Raw genomic sequence first — 19,553 nt, 5'->3', positions numbered from 1 at the left:
GGGGAGTTACAGATGAAGGTTGGAATAAAACGGTTTGCTGTACAGGTGCATCCACCTTCCTCCACACTCGGTTCGGTAGGTACACCGTACCGTGCCGATCTTAGGAGTATTTGCAAGCTCCATCTCGAACAGATAGCCGCACAACTACCTGTTGTAGCAGCCTGGATTGTCTACCAAGATTCAGATACCCAAAAGCGTCAATTAGTAGCCTACTATCCAGACGAACGCCAGGGAAATTACGCAGAGTTGCCCAAATTTTTCGCTGAGGTGCAGTGGGAAGATTCCCTCCCTGTGCTGAAGTTGAGCGAAGTCACCAAGTGTGCTAAAAGTGCATCTGCTGACGCCGCTTGTAGCTACAACACTTACGTTTGCCCTCTCAGCGAGCAGAAAGCCAAAGAAGCTGGGTATTTGCTGTTATGGAGTAAAAATCCGCTTTCTTTGCTGCAACAGCAAGGCGTAGAGAAACAGGCTCAATTACTGAGTCACTACCTGCTGATGTCTCGCGAATGTTCTCGTCAAAAAACTGAGATTCAGTTACTTGAGCAAGTGCTAGGTCGTACAGAACATCAACTGCGAAATCCCTTGGCACTGATTAGTCTTTACGCCGAAAATTTATGTTTAGGGTTGCCATCCGGCTGCTTGCAAGAGCAGGCTGGGATTGTTCGCGAAACTGTGAATGAGTTAATTGAAAACTTAACGGATTTGGTTTACTGCGGACAACAGGCAAAACTACAGGTAGCACCTTATGAGCTGAGGAAAACATTGGCTGAAAGTATCCAAGGTCTGCAACCTTGGTTAGAAGAGAAACAACTGCATATCCGCTATCCAGAGAAGCCGGTCACGCTGACGGGAGATCGATGGCAGATGAAACAGGTCTTTGACAACCTATTGAGTAATGCAGTTCATTTTAGCCCGCCGGGAGGAATGATTACTTGTAATTGGCAAGTCTTTCAATCTGAAGTGATTATTGAAGTTTCTGATAGCGGTTCCGGACTTTCTGAAGAAGACTTGAAACAAGTATTCACACCTTTTTATTCTAAACGTCCAGGGGGTACGGGGTTGGGTTTGGCGATCGCTAAAAAAATTATCCTCGACCATCAAGGAACCATTTGGGTAGAAAACTTGCCTTCTGGTGGGGCACAATTTTCTTTTACCCTACCTCGATAGCAATTAAAACGAACAGTCGCATTGAGGCGATCTAAAATGTCTGCACAACCGCCAGTTTCAATTCTGCTCGTGGATGATGAACCGCGCTTTCGAGCGGGGATACGGACTCTACTTGACTTCTTGAGTAATAACGGAGCTTTTCGATTTGAGATTGTTGGTGAGGCGGCTTCTGTAGAGCAAGCATTAAAATTAACCGCTGAGCAAAAGCCAGCGATGATTTTGCTGGATATGGAATTGCCCCCTGGAGATGGAATTACTGCCTTGATCGGTTTGGGAGAAATGTCCTATAAGGGGAAAGTGTTAGTTCTCTCAGGACACCGGGAAGACGAATGGGTGTTTCGGGCGATGCAGGCGGGTGCTAGCGGGTACGTGTTTAAAGACCGGGTGGCAACTCAACTGTGCGAAGCAATTAACACCGTTATGAAAAATGAAGTGTACTTATCGCCAGAAGTTGCAGCTTGCTTCTTTCGGTTATTTCAATTTTATGCAGGGCGATCGCATCTTTCCGGTCGGAGCATTCACTTAACCGAACGAGAGCGAGAAGTCTTACACTGGCTGGTTGAAGGCTCTTCTAATGAAGAAATTGCTCGCCGCCTTTACATTACAGTTGCTACGGTTAAAGCTCACTTAACAGCAATTTTTGAAAAACTCAGTGTCACCAGCCGGACGCAAGCCATTGTAAAAGCCTTAAAACTCGGATTAGTCAGTGCTTAATGGTCAGAATCTAGTCATGATCAAGAAAAACCTTTATCAAGCTAAACTGTGAAACCTAATAAATCAGCTTTTCACGAAGCTGATTGCTGAAATTTTTTATGAGCAATTATTTAGCGATCGCTACTGTCACTGCTGCTTTGCAAAGAACTTTGCAGGCTGTTGTACAAATAGACGTAGATGGCGCAAGAGTGACAACGGTGCGACCCAGTAACTTAGGAAGTGGCACACCAGAATCGGGAGTGAACATCTACCTCTATCAAGTGAGTCTCAATCCTGTGTGGCGCAGCAGCGCTGATGTGCGGAATCGCAATCGCAAGGGCGAAATGGCAAAGCGATCGCACAATGCTCTCGATCTGCATTATATGATTAGTCTCTATGGCAATGAGGTTGAGTTAGAACCGCAACGACTTTTAGGCAGCGTCGTTCGTACCCTTAAAGATCGCTCAATTCTCACCCAGGAAATGATTTGGGACACGATCGCTGATTCTAACTTTACCTACTTAGCCGACTCGAACCTCTCCGAACAGCTCGAAGAAATTAGCTTCGTGCCAATGGATTTATCTTTAGAAGATTTATCTAAGGTTTGGTCGGTATTCTTCCAAACCCCATACACCCTCTCTGTTGCTTACCGAGCGACTGTCGTCATGATAGAAGGGGAAGAATCCGCCCAGAAAGCCTTACCCGTGCGCGAATACAAGTTCAGCGGTGTGGTGCCATTTTCTAATCAGCCGGTGATTCAGGAGGTAGTGTCGCAAGCGGGCAGGTTTCAGGCAATCTTGGCAGACAGCACGTTACTGATTCGGGGTAAAAATTTGAATGGCAACATCACGCGGGTGCGTCTTGGTGAGGCGGAAGCGACGCCTTCAGACGTTCACGAAACCCAAGTCACATTGCCCCTAAGTGCCTTCTCTGCCGAGTCGCTCCGCGCGGGCGTACAAAGTCTACAGGTGATTCATCACCTCTCAAGCCCCAGCGCCCCTGTGGCGAACGGTGGTGCCGAATCGAACGGCGCAACAGCCAGAAGCAACTCGACCCCCGCGTTAAGCCTCCAGCCCACTCTCCAGCGCAGTATCGAGTCGAATGTAGCACCGTTTGTATTGCGTCCAACGATTACAGAAGTAAGTATCTCCAACATTCAGGGAAGTGGAGATGAACTGCGCTCGGCGAACCTAACGCTGCAAGTCAATCTTACGATCGGCAACAAGCAGCGAGTGGTGGTGGCGCTGAACGAACGGTCAATCGATAATCCAGGCGCTTATCTGTTTGATGCTTTACCGCGTCGAGCCGATACAACCTCGGTAATCGTTCCGGTTCGGGATGTGAAGCCAGGAGAGTATTTGGTGCGGGTACACGTAGATGGAGCGGAAAGTATGTTGAGCGTAGATACGGACAAAGATAGCCCGACCTTCCAGCAGTATATTGACCCAAAGGTAGCGATTGTATGATGACCACGACTAGCGATCGCTGGCAAGCAGCTAATCAGGGCTACTTTATGGGACAAGTTGCTCGCGTGCGTCAGGCGTTAGAACGTCAAGTCGCAAGGATGCGAGGGGAGGAAAAAGCTCAGGAACCGGAAGAAGATTTTCCCCCTCTTACTTGGAACCTTTCGCCTCCAGCAGCATTAGAACAACTGTGCAAAACCTTCGGTTTGTCAGATTTTGAGCGGGATATCCTGCTGTTGTGCGTGGGGATGGAACTTGACCCCAGCTTTTCTTCCTTGTGCGCGATCGCTCAAGGCAACGAACGGCAGGCGTATCCGACAATGAGCTTAGCGCTGGCGATTCTATCTGCCTCCCACTGGGATGCACTAACCCCGGCGGCATCATTGCGTCGCTGGCAACTGATTGAAGTTGGGACAGGAAATACACTCACCTCCAGTCCCCTGCGAATTGACGAGCGAATATTGCACTACATCGCTGGCGTGCAACATCTAGATGAACGGCTCATGGGGATTGTAGAGCCATTGCACCGCTCGGTTCAAAGTTTGGTGCCATCCCACCGACAAGTGGCAGAACAACTGGCAGGGACGTGGTTACAGGCATCGCAACAAGGTTCGGCGTTACCTGTCGTGCAGTTATGTGGAGATGAGACTGCCAGCAAACGAGCGATCGCATCTGCAACTTGCGCTCTTTTACAGCTCAACTTATATGCGATGTCCGCCCAAGCAATTCCCACCAGTCCCAGCGACTTTAACAGCATCCTGCGGCTATGGAATCGGGAAGCCATTTTAAGTGAGAGTGTCCTGTTACTCGACTGTGATGATGTCGAGACAAGCGATCCAGCGCGAGAAAATGTTATTGCCACGTTGATTGAAGGAATCACCAGTCCGGTCATCGTCATCAGTCCGGAAAGACGGCGATCGCGGCAGCGTCCCTCAATTACGATTGATGTTAGCAAGCCAACCGTCCCCGAACAGCGGGCGATTTGGCAAGATGCCCTGGGTGAAGAAGCAGAAAGCTTGAACGGGCATCTAGACAAGCTAGTCTCCCATTTCAGCCTTAGCGCCCCCTCTATTTACGCTGTTTGTACTGAGGCAAAAGGGAGGGGAGCCGGGGAGAATAAAGAATCTCTCGTTTCACTCAGTCCTCAGTCCTCAGTCCTCAGTCCTCCAGAAACGCTCAGCACCCGCTTGTGGGATACCTGTCGCTCACAAGCTCGTCAGAGGCTCAATGACCTGGCTCAACCCATTATCCCGGGAGCCAGTTGGGATGAGCTGGTATTGCCAGAAGCACAACGACAGGTATTGCGCGACGTTGCTGCCCACGTTCGGCAACGTGCCAAAGTGTACGAAAGTTGGGGTTTTGGTGGTAGCGGACGCGGCTTGGGCATCAGCGCCTTATTTGCCGGAGGCAGCGGCACTGGCAAAACAATGGCAGCAGATGTACTAGCTGGAGAGTTGCGGCTAGACCTTTATCGCATCGACCTGAGTTCCGTCGTTAGTAAGTATATTGGGGAGACAGAAAAGAACCTGCGGCGCGTATTTGATGCCGCAGAAGCCGGTGGAGCCATTCTGCTGTTCGACGAAGCTGACGCCCTATTTGGCAAGCGTTCTGAGGTAAAAGACAGCCACGATCGCCATGCCAATATTGAAGTTGCCTACCTGCTACAACGCATGGAAGCCTACCGAGGCTTAGCAATTTTGACGACTAATTTAAAGGGTTCTCTCGATCAGGCATTTCTGCGCCGGATTCGTTTTATCGTTCAGTTTCCCTTCCCCGATGCCACCCAAAGAGCTGAGATTTGGCAGCGGATCTTCCCCACAGAAACGCCTACTGAAGGGCTAGATTCCGTGAAGCTAGCACGGCTAAATGTCGCCGGTGGAAATATTCGCAATATTGCCCTCAATGCAGCCTTTATTGCCGCAGACGCGAATGAGCCGGTCGGGATGCAACACATTTTGCAAGCGGCCAAAAGCGAATATGTCAAACTGGAAAGACCTCTCACCGATGCTGAAGTGAAAGGCTGGGTGTGAAATGAGAAAGCGAACCGACAGGTCGGCGCTAGGCTAACGCCTCGCTTCGCTAACGCGATCGCCTTAATTATTCTCTACAGCTGATTAAACTTATAAACCAGGGATTTCTGACAATTCTCCTTCCAACTCTTCTACTTTAAATCCAGTTGTATCTTTCCATTCTTCAACTGTAAAGTTATAACCACATTCTTCAGCCATTTTGACTAATGTTTCCAAGTCTGGTGCAGAGTTGAGCTTTTCCCGTAAGGCAGGGTCAGTTTGAACAGCTCTAAAAAGTTTTATGACTTCCTCTTTTGCCATCACTCTATATTCCCAGTACGTTAAATCAATGTTAACTTACCATCCACTTATCGCTTATCCGGAGAATTTTCGGTGGCACTGACAAACATTCCCAAAATTTTTCTGAGAGAGTTTCTACGGCGGAACCCCCCCCATTTCAGACTGTTCCAATACGGTTGGTTGAGTCGATACGAATGGATTGCGCCTGTCGTTGATGAAATCAAAACCGAACTCGATCCGCTAACGCTAGAGGAACCAACGACTCCATCAGACCTAACAGAAGTACCGCCGCCTCAATTTACTACGCAGGTTCACGGAGTTGACCACCTCTACAGACAGTACCGTTGCAAGTATAGTGAAGCCTTAAGCTGTACCTTAGCGCTACAAACGGTTCAGCAAGATCCAACCGCCAAATATTGCTCAGAATGTAGTTTCCCAGCCACCTTAGCCGAGAAAAGTGAGATCCGGGGGCGTCGGGGAAAATATCGAATCGAAGGCTTATTGGGACGCCGGGGAATGGGGCGACTGTACAAGGGAATTCAGGTTGCCGATCAGCAGCCAGTCGTGATTAAAGAGTACCTGCTTCCTGACCGCTGTTTCAACGAGGAAGAAACCCGCCTGCGTCAGCAAACCTTCGAGTTAGCAGCCGGTTTGACTCTAGCAGATGGAAGAGTCCAAGATGTTCGCTTACGTCACCCTTGGGACGCCATTTCTGACCCAATTGCGGAACGCTGCTATCTTGTTACCACAAGCAATTTAGATACACATCCAACTCTAAATGCCTGCCTTGCTGCCAATGGTGCGATGACCAGTCGGCAAGTGCGCCAAGTCCTCAACCAAGTCCTGCAAACCCTGGAGTTTCTCCACGGTCAAAAGTTCAGTCTGCCCTCCGGTCAGGTACAGCAGGGAATTCCTCACGGCAATATTAGTTTAGATAGTCTGCTGATGGTGGCAGACGAGCAGAAATTTTTTATTCATGTATGCGATTTGGCGCTTTGGGAACGTCTGTTTGACCTGCCAACTGCCCAAACCATTATTCCTACAGTTGCCCAAGACTTAGTTGCTTTGGGATACGTGGCTTTTTACCTGTTAGTAGGACGCTCTACTGACCCCGTTTCGGGTCAACTGCTTGACCCCAAGGATGAGCAGCAATGGCCTGTGGTGGAACCTCATCTCAAACTGTTCATTTTCCGCCTTTTAGGGCTAGATGTCAGTTTTGAGAGTGCTGAGGAAGCACGACAAGCACTGTTGAAATTGCCGCCGGAGAAACCAGTCGATCTGGTAGTTCTAGACACAGTGCCGCTAAAAGAGCAAAAAACCAAGCTGCGCCGTCCTCCCTGGCTGCTGTTGGGTGCTTTGGGAGTGACTTTGTTGGGAATACTCATCTGGTTTCTGATTCCGAAGTCGCAAGCGGGTAATCGTGCCGCTGATGATGATTTTCTGGTTTGTTGCATTAAGGAAATCCCTGGTATTCCTGCGGGTAAGTTTACTTACACAGCAGAAAAAGACGGAACATGGAGCTATATCCTGCGCCACGCCAATCTCATCTCAAAGAATAAAACTTTAGAAGACAAACTCAGAGAACGTCAACCAAAATTAGAGTTGAATTATCAAGCTGAGCCTTCCGGAGAGGACGCGATCGCGAAAGTCAGTTCGCAGCAAGTAGACTTTGCAATCTCTAGCTTGGTGAGCGATTTGACCAGCGAATTGAAGTATAAACAAGTTGCCTACGATGGGCTGGTCGTGTTTGTTGCCTTCAGCTATGCCAAAAGAGAGAAAAGTCTTCCTCAGTCTCTCAAGGGTCAAATTACTTTTGAGCAATTGCGTCAGCTTTACACTGGCGAAATTACTAATTGGCAGGTCTTAGGAGGACCTGATTTACCTGTAAAACTCTATATTCCGAAAGAAACGGAGGCAGTACGAATATTTGAGCAACGGGTTCTCAAAGATGAACAGAAAATTGCTCTATTTAGAAAATTAATTCAAAAGAGCGAACAAACACCTCCTTTGTTTAAAAATTCTTTCGAGCCAGAAATTAAGCCGATGTCCACCTTTGAGACTCTGCGACAGGTGATTCGGGATTTTGAGGATGATGAGGTCGGGGGAATTGCCTTTGGCACAATCAGCAAAGTTTTCGGTCAATGTTCGGCTTATCCCTTAGCTCTAAAAGATGGAAATAAACCGGCAATCCAGGCGTTAATTCAAGACAATGGGAAACCAGTAGAGCCAACAACTGACCTTTGTGATGATAAAGGAAGTTATCGTCCTAATATAGAATTTTTCAAGAATAGCACCTACCCCTTGGCATATCCGATAACGGTTATTTATTCTGGAGATAACCGTCGTATCCCGGCTGGTCAAAAGTTCGCCGATTTGCTGAGAACTCTTGAGGCACAGCGACTGCTGAGCAAAGCAGGACTGGTGCCGTTGCAACCGCTAGAATAGTTTTTAGATAATCACCTGCTGGATTAGATTAAATTAGATTTCTAGAGGTTAATGGCGAATAGCTATTAGCTAAATTTAGACCTTTGTCTAGCAATCAGCCAAAACGGGTGGTCTAAAATAACAGGAAGTTCTGGTTTTTTTATGAACAGGTATTCTTCCAAACAAGCGTTTCCCGGCGCGATCGCCAATCTGGGGACACAATCCCATCTCCAACCTATTGGGAGTAGCGCCCGTCCGGCTGGGTACGCAGCACCTGGTTTAGTTCCCAGTAACGATAAAGATAACCAAACTGCGGTTTCAAAGACAGCCGCTAAAGTTCTGCGCGATCCTTTATTGCTGCGGCAATTGAGCGATCGCGTTTATGAATTGATGCTTGAAGATTTACGTCGTCAAAGGGAACGCAGTAGAAACTACGGAGGATACTTCTGATGCCCACCCCACTGCCACCAGCACAGTCGTCTGCGTCAAGTCGTAGTAATGGACAGAATAAAAATGGTACTAGCGTCCGCGAACTGAACTACGTTACTGCTAATCGCTTTTATGTAGAAATTCAAAGTAATATTACTGCCTGTTTCACAGAATGCCAAGGATTAGGTGTCACGATAAAAGCTCAAAAACACCATGAAGGCGGTGTCAACGATCAACAGAGAATTTTTCTAGGTCAGTCAGAATTTTCAGATGTGACCCTCAAGCGTGGTATCACCAATGATTTAGTTTTTTGGGATTGGATTAGTAAAATATTAAGCGATGTTGGGCGCAGTCAAGGCAATAATCTACCGAAGAAAGAACGCCGTAACATTAATATTTTGGTATTTAACCCGGCAGGGGAAACAATGCAATGTTGGACGCTGATTGGTGCCGTCCCTGTTGCTTGGAAGTCAGCCTCATTAAATGCAGACTCCAATACGGTGGCGATTGAAGAGTTAACGCTGTCATACGAGGGTTTACAGGTTGATAAGTCACGCACTGGCGGTTCTTCAATTTCCGGTGGACGCGATAGTTTAGGATACTTCGCCTAGAAATTAATACAACAAAAATATGGCGGAACATGAGGGCACAGAACTAAGGAACAATCTTCCCGATGGAGAAACGATACCCCAGGAACCCCTTGGTATCAAAAACCCCTTGCTTCCACCTAATCCGTTAGGGCAGAACTTACTAAGTCCTAAATTTTTGCACCCGTTGGGGGCAAGATCGATTAATGTTTTCAATCCTTCCGCTTTTTTCTCTGAGGAAATGGCAGATGAATTTCCGCCAGATAATCCTTTCAAGAATTCACCCTTTTTTGCAGAATCTCAAAGCTCACAATTAAGCGAAGCAGTCGATGTTGACACGGCACCGATCTCGGCAGATGCTGCTTTGCCAGTCAGGCGGGCAACCGATTCAACATTAGTACAACCCGTTTTAGCCACCGAAGCCCCAGCTCAAAAAGCAGCAGAAATTGACACTTCCACGGCATCCATTGCAGCACAAGCTTCTGAGATAAGCAACGAGATCGCAAGTTCGCCCTCACCCAGCACAATTCAAAGGACACCAGCGATTGAGGCTTCCACGGCACCAGATTCGACACCAGCAACCATTGCAGCACCAAAAACTGAAATAAGCAATGCGATCGCTAGTTCGCCCTCATCCAGCACAATTCAACGGACAGCAGCGATTGAGGTTTCCACGGCACCAAATTCAACACCAGAAACTGAAATAAGCAATGCGATCGCAAGTTCACCCTCAGCCAGCACAATTCAAAGGACACCAGCGATTGAGGCTTCCACGGCACCAGATGCAGCACAAGCTTCTGAGATAAGCAACGAGATTGCTAGTTCGCCCTCAGCCAGCACAATTCAAAGGACACCAGCGATTGAGGCTTCCACGGCACCAGATTCGACACAAGCTTCTGAGATAAATGCGATCGCTAGTTCGCTCTCACCCAGCACAATTCAAAGGACACCAGCGATTGAGGCTTCCACGGCACCAGATGCAGCACAAGCTTCTGAGATAAGCAGCGAGATCGCTAGTTCGCCCTCAGCCAGCACAATTCAAAGGACACCAGCGATTGAGGCTTCCACGGCACCAGATGCAGCACAAGCACCCATTGCAACACCAGCAATTGAGATAAGCACTGAAATAAGCAATGCGATCGCGAGTTCGCCCTCACCCAGCACAATTCAAAGGACACCAGCGATTGACGAACAAACGACACCTATTGAATCACTAGCCACTGAAATAAGCAATGAGATGGCTAGTTCGTCCTCAGCCAGCACAATTCAAAGGCCACTAGCAATTGAGGCTTCCACACCGGGTGTAACACCAACAACTGAGAGAAGCAACGAGATCGCTAATTCGCCCTCTTCCAGCTCAATTCAGTCACCAATAGATGCTCTCACGGCACCCATTGAAGCAACAGGAATTGAAATAAGCAATGAGAGCGCAAGTTCGCCCTCTTCCAGCTCAATTCAACGGACAGCAGCGATTGAGGCTTCCACACTGGATGTAACACCAACAACTGAGAGAAGCAACGAGATTGCTAATTCGCCCTCAGCCAGCACAATTCAACGGACACCAACGATTGAGGCTTCCACTGCACTAGATTCAACACAAGCTTCTGAGATAAGCAATGAGAGCGCGAGTTCGCCCTCACCCAGCACAAGTTCGCCCTCACCCAGCACAATTCAACGGACACCAACGATTGAGGCTTCCATTGCACCAGATCCAACATCAGATTCAGCATCAGTAACTGAGATAAGCAAAGCGATCGCAAGTTCGCCCTCTTCCAGCTCAATTCAACGGACAGCAGCGATTGAAGCTTCCACTGCACCAGATTCAACACCAGTCACTATTGCAGCACCAGTAACTGAAATAAGCAATGCGATCGCGAGTTCGCCCTCAGCCAGCACAATTCAACGGGCAGCAGAAATTGACGAACCAACGACACCCATAGCAGTACCAGTAACTGAGATAACCAACGAGATCGCGAGTTCGCCCTCAGCCAGCACAATTCAAAGGGCAGCAGCGATTGCCGAACAAACAGCACCAAATGTAGCATCAGCACCACTAGAGACAATTTCTAGCCAACCAACTTTGGGACAAACCCTTTCAAAGACAGAACTACAAGTTCAAGAGGCTCAAGAGGCACAAATGCCTCAGTCGTTAATTGCACCACAAGCTGCATCTGTGCCACCAGAGACTGAGTTAAAACTTACTTCAGCAGTAAACGAAAACTTAGCCGCAATCCCTAATTTGACCACTTCCAAGGCTGTGCCAGAAGTCACTACAGATCGAGTTGTTGTACAACCTCTGTCGGAAACACAAGCAGCAAACCACACAGAAACTACGTTATCGAATGTTACGGAATTGATTGAGTCACCAATGTCATTTTCTGCGGTGACAGAGGCAGAATCAGTTGAAATGCCAGCGATCGCTTCTGAGAATATAACAGTTGACCGTTCGGACAGCACAACCCCTGTAACAGAGGTAGAATCCATAGTTCAAAAGGCACCTGCGCTTTCAATAGCCACAGAACCAGGTGAACTCCCACTGCTGCAAAAGATGGAGGAAAATTTCTCTTTAGAAGTGACTGACAACTTCGCCCCCGCACCCTCGATTCCCACACCAGCTACTGCGCTACCTGAAACTACACCTGACATATCCACCCTTGTACAAGCCAGCTTGGATTCACAGCCGTCTGACTCAACAACAACACCAGTGCCAGAAGTCCTGGAACAATTTGAGCCTACGGTGCAGTTAAAGGCTGAATTTCCATCACAGGTAAGCTCGTCTCTCCCGATTTCCACCTCTGCGATCGCCCCAAAATCTGTACAAGAAGAAACGACGCCTACAGAATCCACGTTAATACAACCGATGGGAGAATTATCTCCACAAACAAAGGGAGAAGTGTTGCCGGAATTCTTGGCACCCATCGCTGAATTACCACTACCAACAGAATCATCTGCAAAAGTGCCTGAAGGCTTCAACTTGGCGATTGCACCTACCGAATCGACCAACTCTCCTCTACCGATGCCTGAAAGTACGCCGATTATAGGCGCTACAGTCATTCATCCGAAATTAGAAACTGAACCAGCAAATGCAAATTTGACTGGGTTAGCACCAGAAGCGATCGCTTCCGCCGATTCCATAGAAGTACCTGAAAGCACAACAACGCCAGATGCTACAGTCATTCAACCGAAATTAGCAACCGCACCGACAAGTGAAGATTTTCCGGTTGAGGCAAAACCAGCGATCGCTTCCACCGATTCCATACAAGTACCTGAAAGTACAACAACGCCAGATGCTACAGTCATTCAACCGAAATTAGCAACCGAACCGACAAGTGAAGATTTTCCGGTTGAGGCAAAACCAGCGATCGCTTCCATCGATTCCATACAAGTAGCTGGAAGTACAACAACGCCAGATGCTACAGTCATTCAACCGAAATTAGCAACCGCACCGACAAGTGAAGATTTTCCGGTTGAGGCAAAACCAGCGATCGCTTCCGCCGATTCCATAGAAGTACCTGAAATCACAACAACGCCAGACGCTATAGTCATTCAACCGAAATTAGAAACCGCACCGACAAGTGAAGATTTTCCGGTTGAGGCAAAACCAGCGATCGCTTCCATCGATTCCATACAAGTAGCTGGAAGTACAACAACGCCAGATGCTACAGTCCTTCAACCGAAATTAGCAACCGCACCGACAAGTGAAGATTTTCCGGTTGAGGCAAAACCAGCGATCGCTTCCATCGATTCCATACAAGTAGCTGGAAGTACAACAACGCCAGATGCTACAGTCCTTCAACCGAAATTAGCAACCGCACCGACAAGTGAAGATTTTCCGGTTGAGGCAAAACCAGTGATCGCTTTTACCGATTCCATACAGATACGTGAAAGTACAACAACGCCAGATGCTACAGTCCTTCAACCGAAACGAGAAACCGCACCGATCAGTGAAGATTTGACTGAGTTGGCAAAACCAGCGATCGCTGGTTTTGCCAATCCCCCTGTAGAGGTGCCCCAAAGCACACAAATTACAGAACCCACCGTTATACAACCTCTGATGAAAACAGAGTCGATTGAGGAGAGTGAACAACTGCCTCAATTGCCTCAAGTGTTGACAAATCTATCCATTCTCAGCCCTCTAGCTCAACAATCCAATCTTCTTACTTCCCCATTTGCAGACATAGGAAGCAAGAAGGCTGAAGAATCCTTTCTTGCACCGAGTACCTCAAACTTCTCGACTGCTTCGGAGCAGTCTATTCCTATCCAGAGAATGCCAGAAGAGTCATGGAAGGAAAATCAAGATGCCCCAGCATTTTCAAGCAGCGTAGAACAAGTGCAAATGGCACCTTCTTCCCTTTCCTCTTCTCCTGACACTCTACCTTCCGCAAACAGTTCTACAAACACCAGAGAGATACCAACATCTTGGTCAAGTATTTCTGAATTACTAGAGGAGAATACACCTGAAGCAAGCGAATCAATCGTTGTACAACCTCTCTCAGAACAGAGAACGTGGGATGCACTGCAAAAGCCGACAATTTCCAAACCATCCGACTCTAACAGCTCCCAATCAAATATTTCCCAGCCCTTGATGAATTCCCCACAAAACAATAGTTTGGGCAATGTTATTCAGACATATTCTATGCCCTCGCGTCGCACATCAACCTCTGGAATGGAAGCGCTTATACAGTTAATGGGGGACGCTGATAGCCAAGTAGGAGCAATCGATCAAAGCGTATCTATCATTGATGATGCCTCTAGTGAAGAAGCTGCCGACAATTTAGAGCTTCTAGCTCGTGAGGTTTATAGTTTTATACAGCAACGGTTGGAAATAGAACGAGAACGTCGAGGAAATAACTATTCAGGCCGTCTGCCCTGGTAAAGTCACTGCCATTATTAAGGAGAATAATATGTCAACCACTCGTCTGGTCAAAGCAAAACTTATTCCAAAGGTTCCAGCGCAGGGTGTGGACACCATTGAGTTCATGTTCAACCCCACCAAGCTTTCCTTCAGCCGGAGCGTTCAAATCAATGCCCCTCAAGGCGCACGTACTGCTAGAGGACTGCCGAAAGTTAGCTTCCAAAGTATAGATCCTTACAAACTCACTATCTCAGAGATTTTGTTTGATACCTATGAAGAAGGTACAAGTGTGCTTTGGTACATCAACAAATTGAAAAAAGCTGTTGAGTTTCCCGATGGTCAAGATGTCCCACCCGTCTATGTATTTACCTGGGGTGCCCAAGAATACCTCCGTTGCTTTGTGCAATCACTCAGCTACGAACTCACTATGTTTCTACCTGATGGCACTCCAGTGCGTGCTTCAGCTAGCCTGACCCTCCACGAAGTAGATATACTCATCCCCCCAGGCTCTCCAGAACCTCCTTCTAGTGTGAATCGTGCTGGGGAAAGCCGAAACAGCAGGACTCGAAGAGCTACATAAGTGGTAATCATTTGTTGGATGGCGCGGAAGCAGAACGGTTAGAAAAAAATTGTAGTTCGACCTTTGGAGAATGGGCGAGGGCGTAAAGTTTCTTCTAAACTAGCTGAAACTTGCAATCTAAACTTTGAATTTAGATTTTAGATTGCAGAATGCCTCTATGGTTTAAATACCAAACATTAAAAAAATGCCAGTCAGCTTTTAATCTAAAATCTAATTAATCTAAAATCTAAAGTTTAGAATCTAAAATCATTTACGTGTTGCTTACAAATGCCACAGAATACAGTTAAGTACATATCCTATCCTCAAATAAAAATTGATGGAGATGATGCTCCTGCGAGTTTGATGGAAGATATTCTTCAAATCTCCGTAGAAGAAAGCCTCCATCTTCCAGCCATGTTTACCTTAGTGATCCGGAACGACTACTTTCCGGGGCGCGAAGGAGATGAACTTTGGCGCTATGAAAACCTATTAACAATTGGTAAACCCGTCCAGATTGGCTTTAAATCTAGCACTACAGAAGATGCTGATTTTGACGATACACAGCAGGGCAACATTCTGAATGGCGAGATTACAGCAATTGAAACCCACTTTACCAGTGGCTCTCAAGCTCCGGTCGTGATTCGCGGGTATGACGTTTCTCATCGCCTACATCGGGGACGCTACAACCGCTCTTTCCAAAACATGACCGACACCGATATTGTTCGGCAAATTATCGGTGAATTGGGGATTACAGCGGGCACCATTGACGAAAGTGGCGGGCCTTATGGCTTTGGCGATCCCGTTGGCTATATTTTCCAAGAAAATCAAACCAACATGGAATTCTTGCGAGAAAGGGCAGCCCGGAACGGTTTTGAGTTGTTTGTGCAAGATGGGAAACTGCACTTCCGCAAGCCGGTGGCGGGTGCTTCTTTGGCTCTCAAGTGGTTACAAGAAATACATAGTTTCCAAGTTCGGGTAACAAGTGCCGAACAGGTAGATTCTGTTGAGGTAAGAGCTTGGGATTATAAAAGTAAACAGGTGATTGCATCTACTAAAAGCAGTCAAACAACACAAGTCATTACTGATACCAAACAAGGCAAGGGCAAAGCAACTAGCACTAGCTTTAGCAGTACCCCCAAGATGATTGTTGTCGATCAGCCAGTCTCTTCTCAGAAAGAATCAGACGCGATCGCCCAAGCTTTGTATAACGAGTTATCGGGGGAATTTGTCTACGCTGATGCCAAAGCTGAGGGCGATCCGCGAATTCGACCGGGACGGGTCGTGGACTTGGCAAGTATGGGCAAATACAGCGGCAACTATTACGTCACGACAACTCGTCACGTTTATCAGGAACGTTTCTACACCACCGAATTTAGCGTTCGGGGATTGCGGGGGGACGATCTTCTGGCAACCCTGTCTCCTCGAACCCATCTCCAAGCAGGACAAACGTTGTTAGTAGGGATTGTCACGAATAACAAAGATCCCAAAAAATGGGGTCGCGTGAGAGTGAAATTTCCCACCTTAACAGAGGAACACGAAAGTAACTGGGCAAGGGTGGTGGGAGCTGGAGCTGGTGTAGATCGCGGGTTTGATTGTTTGCCGGAGGTCAATGACGAGGTCTTAGTTGCCTTTGAACACGGCGATATTCATCGCCCCTACGTGATTGGTGGAGTCTGGAACGGTACAGATGCACCACCGGAAGATGTCAATAATACAATTTCAGGTGAAGGCAAAGTCCGCCTGCGGACATTTAAAACCCGTACCGGGCATAAATTACAGTTTGTGGAAGAGGATAAAGATACTAGCAAAGCTGGCGTCTACATTGAGACAATAGGCGCTCATAAATGTCACATGAATGACAGCGAAAAGTTTGTGGAAATTAAAACGACTGACGGTCATTATGTGCGCCTAGACGATCAAAATAAGAAGATCGAAATTAAAACCAAAGGCGGTCATAAGATCCTCATCGACGATCTCAATAAGAAGCTGGATATCACAACAACTGGCGGTCAGAAGTTGCTGATGAATGACATGACTAATAGCATCACGATGCAGGCAGTGCAGAAAGTAAGTATTTCAGCACCAATGGAAATTCTGCTGCAATCTGGGCCTACGAGTATAAAACTCGCACCTGCTGGCATAGAACTTCAAACCGCAGCCAAGTTAAGCGCTCAAGCAGGCGGAGTTTTAGATTTGAAGTCTGGGGGTGCTGCCACTATGAAATCTGGTGCGGCATTGTCGCTGCAATCTGGCGGTACTTTGTCGGCGCAGGCGGGTGCTGCTGTGAGCGTACAGTCTGCCGCAGCTTTGAATCTGCAAGCAGGTGCTGCGGTGGCGATTATGGCAGCTGCCACAGCCAGTATGACCGCACCGCTGATTCGGCTGAATTGTTAACAATTGGGGGGAGAAGAAATTGCGATCGCGACCAATGGCTAATGCCTAACCATAGGAACGTGGTACACAATTAGCCATTCTCGATTAACGATTAAGGAAGGTTCTATGTTACCAGTAGCCGTATTGGGCGATGTCGCTAGTGGTAGTCCCATTATCGGACCGGGGGCACCAACCGTTTTAGTTATGGGGCGACCTATCGCTTGTCTGGGAGATGCTGTCACGGGTCCGTCAATTGCTGGCGCTCTCGCGATGCCTTGTTCTGTCACCGTTCTGGCTTGCGGGCGTCCAGTGGCGCATATGGGCACAATGGCAGTGGGAGCAACTCCCACGGTGCCTCCAGTTCCGATTTCTTTACCTGTGATTGCTACAGGAGTCACCGTATTAGTTGCCCCTTAATGAGCAACTATAAGAGGTGGAATTCGTTATTTCTAGTTTGGGTTAGCGATCGCTCCCGCCTCCAAGGTGCGTCGGCAAATCCCGACGAGGGCATCCCTGAATTGCAAAAATCATCCTCGCCAGGGAATACTTGAAACTTCCTTATCGAATTCCCCACACTTTGATGGTGTTGTCGTAACTGCCACTAACAATCGTCTTTCCATCTGGGGTTATTGCTACGGAACTCACTGCGTTTGAATGCCCCTCTAGCGTACCTCTGCACTCGCACGTCTCAAGATCCCACACTTTAATAGTGTTGTCCTTACTGCCACTGACAATAGTTTTACCATCCGTCGCTATTGCTACGCAAAGAACATAGTCTGAATGCCCCTCTAGCGTGCCCTTGCACTCGCACGTCTCAAGATCCCACACTTTAATAGTATTGTCCTTACTGCCACTAACAATCGTCCTTCCATCTAGGGCGATTGCTACGGAATAAACTCGGCGTGAATGCCCCTGTAGCGAACCCTTCCACTTACCCGCTTCGATATCCCACACTTCGAGGGTGTTGTCATCATTGCTACTAACAATCGTTTGATCGTTCGGGGCTATTGCTACGAAATAAACATCCCATAAAAACCTATTTACCATGCGGAGGCACTCCCTCGTCTCTATATCCAACGCTTTGATGGTTTTGTACTGACGACCATGAATCAAAGTTTTACCATCTGGGAATATTCCTAGTATCTGTAGGCTGCGCTGACACTTGCCCGTCAGAATATCCCATACGTTGATACTCTTTAAGCCCCCTCTACCACAGAAGTTGTTGTCCCTACTAGCACTGACAAAAGTCTTACCATCTGGCGCGATTGCTACGGAATCAACACAGGCTAAATGCCCCTCGAAGGTGCCCCTGCACTTGCCCGTCAGAATATCCCACACTTTGATATTCATATCGCCACTGCCGCTAGCAATGGTTTTACCATCCGGCGCGATCGCTACCGAACTAATATAGTCAGAATGCCCCTCAAAGGTACAAAAACATTCAAAAAATTGATAAGGATTGAATTCTTGCAAGGCAATTTTGACTTTCGTTTCTGTCCTTGTCCGCAGTAGCGAGTACGCAGCCCACATTACCTGTGCCGATTCATCCAGCAAAGCAGGAATCACCAAATCTAAGCCTGATTCGCCATAATAGAGGGCACCGCTTAATGCAAGGATTCTTTGCGCTGACACTGCACTAGCCAAGCGTCTCTTAACAGCTTCTAACCCGCCAAAGATAACAGCAACACTAATGGAAATGTCTAATGAAAGGTCTTGAATCGCAACTAATTGACCTTTGTAAAATGTCATCTTCAAAAAAAATTTTAAAAATATTCCATCAATCAAGTCTTTACCTAAGGTGATTCTCCCAGTAAAACGGGTAAAAACTTTAAGATTCTGATAACAAAAACCACCATAGTTATTGTAGATTGGCATAACTCCTTGTATAGGTTTATGACCACCACTAACATGACCGACGGTCATTTCTTTCAAAAACAATACTTCATCAAGAATTTCATAGGTTGAATAAAACCCTCTCTTGCAAGCCGTAGAAAATACATACGGTTCCATCCCATAGTTTTGCAGGGTAATTAATCCTTCTCTTCTTAGGTCTAATAAGACTAACTTTTCATTTAAAAAATCAAATATTTCATTTTCTATTTTATCAAAATCTACAGGTTCTTCTGCTATAGAATTAATCCCTTCAACAGGATATTTTAAGGAACATTCTAAACCAGCTAAATAGTAAAATTCTCCGTTGTAAATAAATGTTTCCCTTATTTGCTCTGTCATAATAATAAAAGACTCTTAAATCCGAGGTCTAAATTGTATCTGTAAGAAAACCACAGATTTTAGCTTGCACTTTCCTAAAGACTAATGTTAATTTTCAGCAGAATCTCTTCTAAGCACCCCTCAAAAGTCTTGTTCAGGCGCTAAAATTCCCCACCCTAAGCCTTAAACGCTCCGCGAGCGAAAGCATCCCGATCCACAATAACCTCTGTCTTCAACTGCTGACCAATTCGCTACTAATTCTTGGAGTATGCCTCGCACACAAGGAGCATCCCGGTTTTGTAAAACTTCCATTCCCATCAAAAAGAGGATACTGGGTAGAGAGTCAACTATTAGTCAGCCACTAAACACGGGGTAGTAGCCTGTCAAGGGCAAATCGATGGGTATAAATTGGGTAGTATTTAAGGTAAAAGTCTTAACCAACTACCACCGAGCTGTCCAATGAGTAAAAAGTATATAGTAAGC

At 47.1% G+C, this 19,553-nt stretch carries 14 protein-coding genes; 12 read left to right on the top strand and 2 right to left on the bottom strand.

Annotated elements, in window-relative coordinates; all coding sequences use genetic code 11:
• Window positions 1–12: 12 nt before the first annotated feature.
• The 4 genes from H6H02_RS11560 (at window position 13) to H6H02_RS11545 (ending at window position 5,353) form a co-directional block, all read left to right on the top strand.
• Window positions 13–1,167 (top strand): HAMP domain-containing sensor histidine kinase, encoded by a 1,155-nt coding sequence (locus H6H02_RS11560; protein ID WP_190817714.1) that lies wholly within the window; start codon window positions 13–15, stop codon window positions 1,165–1,167.
• A 36-nt stretch (window positions 1,168–1,203) separates the two neighbouring features.
• Window positions 1,204–1,881: a response regulator transcription factor gene (locus H6H02_RS11555; protein ID WP_190817712.1), complete on the top strand. Its 678-nt coding sequence runs from the start codon at window positions 1,204–1,206 to the stop codon at window positions 1,879–1,881.
• Window positions 1,882–1,979: 98 nt separating this feature from the next.
• Entirely contained in the window at window positions 1,980–3,326 is a 1,347-nt protein-coding gene (locus tag H6H02_RS11550) for a DUF4255 domain-containing protein (RefSeq protein ID WP_190817710.1), read from the top strand.
• A complete protein-coding gene (locus H6H02_RS11545; protein ID WP_190817708.1) occupies window positions 3,323–5,353 on the top strand; it encodes an ATP-binding protein in 2,031 nt (676 codons plus the stop codon). Before H6H02_RS11550 ends, H6H02_RS11545 begins: the two co-directional genes overlap by 4 nt.
• Window positions 5,354–5,443: 90 nt before the next feature.
• Here H6H02_RS11545 and H6H02_RS11540 read toward each other — a convergent pair whose 3' ends face one another.
• Window positions 5,444–5,653, bottom strand: a complete 210-nt coding sequence (locus H6H02_RS11540; RefSeq protein WP_190817706.1) for a Nif11-like leader peptide family natural product precursor — start codon at window positions 5,651–5,653, stop codon at window positions 5,444–5,446.
• Window positions 5,654–5,725: 72 nt separating this feature from the next.
• Between H6H02_RS11540 and H6H02_RS11535 the strand changes: the two genes are divergently transcribed.
• From H6H02_RS11535 to H6H02_RS27630, 8 genes are all read left to right on the top strand, one after another.
• Complete coding sequence (locus tag H6H02_RS11535; RefSeq protein WP_190817704.1) at window positions 5,726–8,077, top strand: substrate-binding domain-containing protein; 2,352 nt, start codon at window positions 5,726–5,728, stop codon at window positions 8,075–8,077.
• Window positions 8,078–8,218: 141 nt separating this feature from the next.
• Complete coding sequence (locus H6H02_RS11530; RefSeq protein ID WP_199329125.1) at window positions 8,219–8,506, top strand: hypothetical protein; 288 nt, start codon at window positions 8,219–8,221, stop codon at window positions 8,504–8,506.
• Window positions 8,506–9,096 (top strand): phage tail protein, encoded by a 591-nt coding sequence (locus tag H6H02_RS11525; protein ID WP_190817702.1) that lies wholly within the window; start codon window positions 8,506–8,508, stop codon window positions 9,094–9,096. The genes H6H02_RS11530 and H6H02_RS11525 overlap by 1 nt, the downstream gene beginning before the upstream one ends.
• A gap of 19 nt (window positions 9,097–9,115) precedes the next feature.
• A complete protein-coding gene (locus H6H02_RS11520) occupies window positions 9,116–13,948 on the top strand; it encodes a hypothetical protein (RefSeq protein WP_190817700.1) in 4,833 nt (1,610 codons plus the stop codon).
• A gap of 28 nt (window positions 13,949–13,976) precedes the next feature.
• The gene (locus H6H02_RS11515; RefSeq protein WP_190817697.1) at window positions 13,977–14,507 is read left to right on the top strand and encodes a hypothetical protein; all 531 of its coding nucleotides are present in this window, start codon (window positions 13,977–13,979) and stop codon (window positions 14,505–14,507) included.
• A 267-nt stretch (window positions 14,508–14,774) separates the two neighbouring features.
• Window positions 14,775–16,880, top strand: a complete 2,106-nt coding sequence (locus H6H02_RS11510; RefSeq protein ID WP_190817695.1) for a VgrG-related protein — start codon at window positions 14,775–14,777, stop codon at window positions 16,878–16,880.
• A 105-nt stretch (window positions 16,881–16,985) separates the two neighbouring features.
• The gene (locus H6H02_RS11505) at window positions 16,986–17,276 is read left to right on the top strand and encodes a PAAR domain-containing protein (RefSeq protein ID WP_190412623.1); all 291 of its coding nucleotides are present in this window, start codon (window positions 16,986–16,988) and stop codon (window positions 17,274–17,276) included.
• Window positions 17,276–17,410, top strand: a complete 135-nt coding sequence (locus H6H02_RS27630; protein ID WP_277922550.1) for a hypothetical protein — start codon at window positions 17,276–17,278, stop codon at window positions 17,408–17,410. The genes H6H02_RS11505 and H6H02_RS27630 overlap by 1 nt, the downstream gene beginning before the upstream one ends.
• 7 nt (window positions 17,411–17,417) lie before the next feature.
• On the opposite strand, the gene H6H02_RS11500 is transcribed toward H6H02_RS27630, so the two are convergent.
• Complete coding sequence (locus H6H02_RS11500; protein ID WP_190817693.1) at window positions 17,418–19,091, bottom strand: WD40 repeat domain-containing protein; 1,674 nt, start codon at window positions 19,089–19,091, stop codon at window positions 17,418–17,420.
• Window positions 19,092–19,553 lie beyond the last annotated feature (462 nt).

The sequence above is a fragment of the Coleofasciculus sp. FACHB-1120 genome, from assembly GCF_014698845.1.
Lineage (GTDB): Bacteria > Cyanobacteriota > Cyanobacteriia > Cyanobacteriales > FACHB-T130 > FACHB-T130.
The sequence above is the reverse complement of the archived record's forward strand: the minus strand, read 5'-3'. Positions and strand labels throughout refer to the sequence as shown.

Excerpts from the sequence above, each read along its gene's own strand:
- H6H02_RS11560 (WP_190817714.1), top strand. The coding sequence starts at position 13 with ATGAAGGTTGGAATAAAACGGTTTGCTGTACAGGTGCATCCACCTTCC.
- H6H02_RS11555 (WP_190817712.1), top strand. The coding sequence starts at position 1,204 with ATGTCTGCACAACCGCCAGTTTCAATTCTGCTCGTGGATGATGAACCG.
- H6H02_RS11550 (WP_190817710.1), top strand. The coding sequence starts at position 1,980 with ATGAGCAATTATTTAGCGATCGCTACTGTCACTGCTGCTTTGCAAAGA.
- H6H02_RS11545 (WP_190817708.1), top strand. The coding sequence starts at position 3,323 with ATGATGACCACGACTAGCGATCGCTGGCAAGCAGCTAATCAGGGCTAC.
- H6H02_RS11540 (WP_190817706.1), bottom strand. The coding sequence starts at position 5,653 with ATGGCAAAAGAGGAAGTCATAAAACTTTTTAGAGCTGTTCAAACTGAC.
- H6H02_RS11530 (WP_199329125.1), top strand. The coding sequence starts at position 8,219 with ATGAACAGGTATTCTTCCAAACAAGCGTTTCCCGGCGCGATCGCCAAT.
- H6H02_RS11525 (WP_190817702.1), top strand. The coding sequence starts at position 8,506 with ATGCCCACCCCACTGCCACCAGCACAGTCGTCTGCGTCAAGTCGTAGT.
- H6H02_RS11520 (WP_190817700.1), top strand. The coding sequence starts at position 9,116 with ATGGCGGAACATGAGGGCACAGAACTAAGGAACAATCTTCCCGATGGA.
- H6H02_RS11515 (WP_190817697.1), top strand. The coding sequence starts at position 13,977 with ATGTCAACCACTCGTCTGGTCAAAGCAAAACTTATTCCAAAGGTTCCA.
- H6H02_RS11510 (WP_190817695.1), top strand. The coding sequence starts at position 14,775 with ATGCCACAGAATACAGTTAAGTACATATCCTATCCTCAAATAAAAATT.
- H6H02_RS11505 (WP_190412623.1), top strand. The coding sequence starts at position 16,986 with ATGTTACCAGTAGCCGTATTGGGCGATGTCGCTAGTGGTAGTCCCATT.
- H6H02_RS27630 (WP_277922550.1), top strand. The coding sequence starts at position 17,276 with ATGAGCAACTATAAGAGGTGGAATTCGTTATTTCTAGTTTGGGTTAGC.
- H6H02_RS11500 (WP_190817693.1), bottom strand. The coding sequence starts at position 19,091 with ATGACAGAGCAAATAAGGGAAACATTTATTTACAACGGAGAATTTTAC.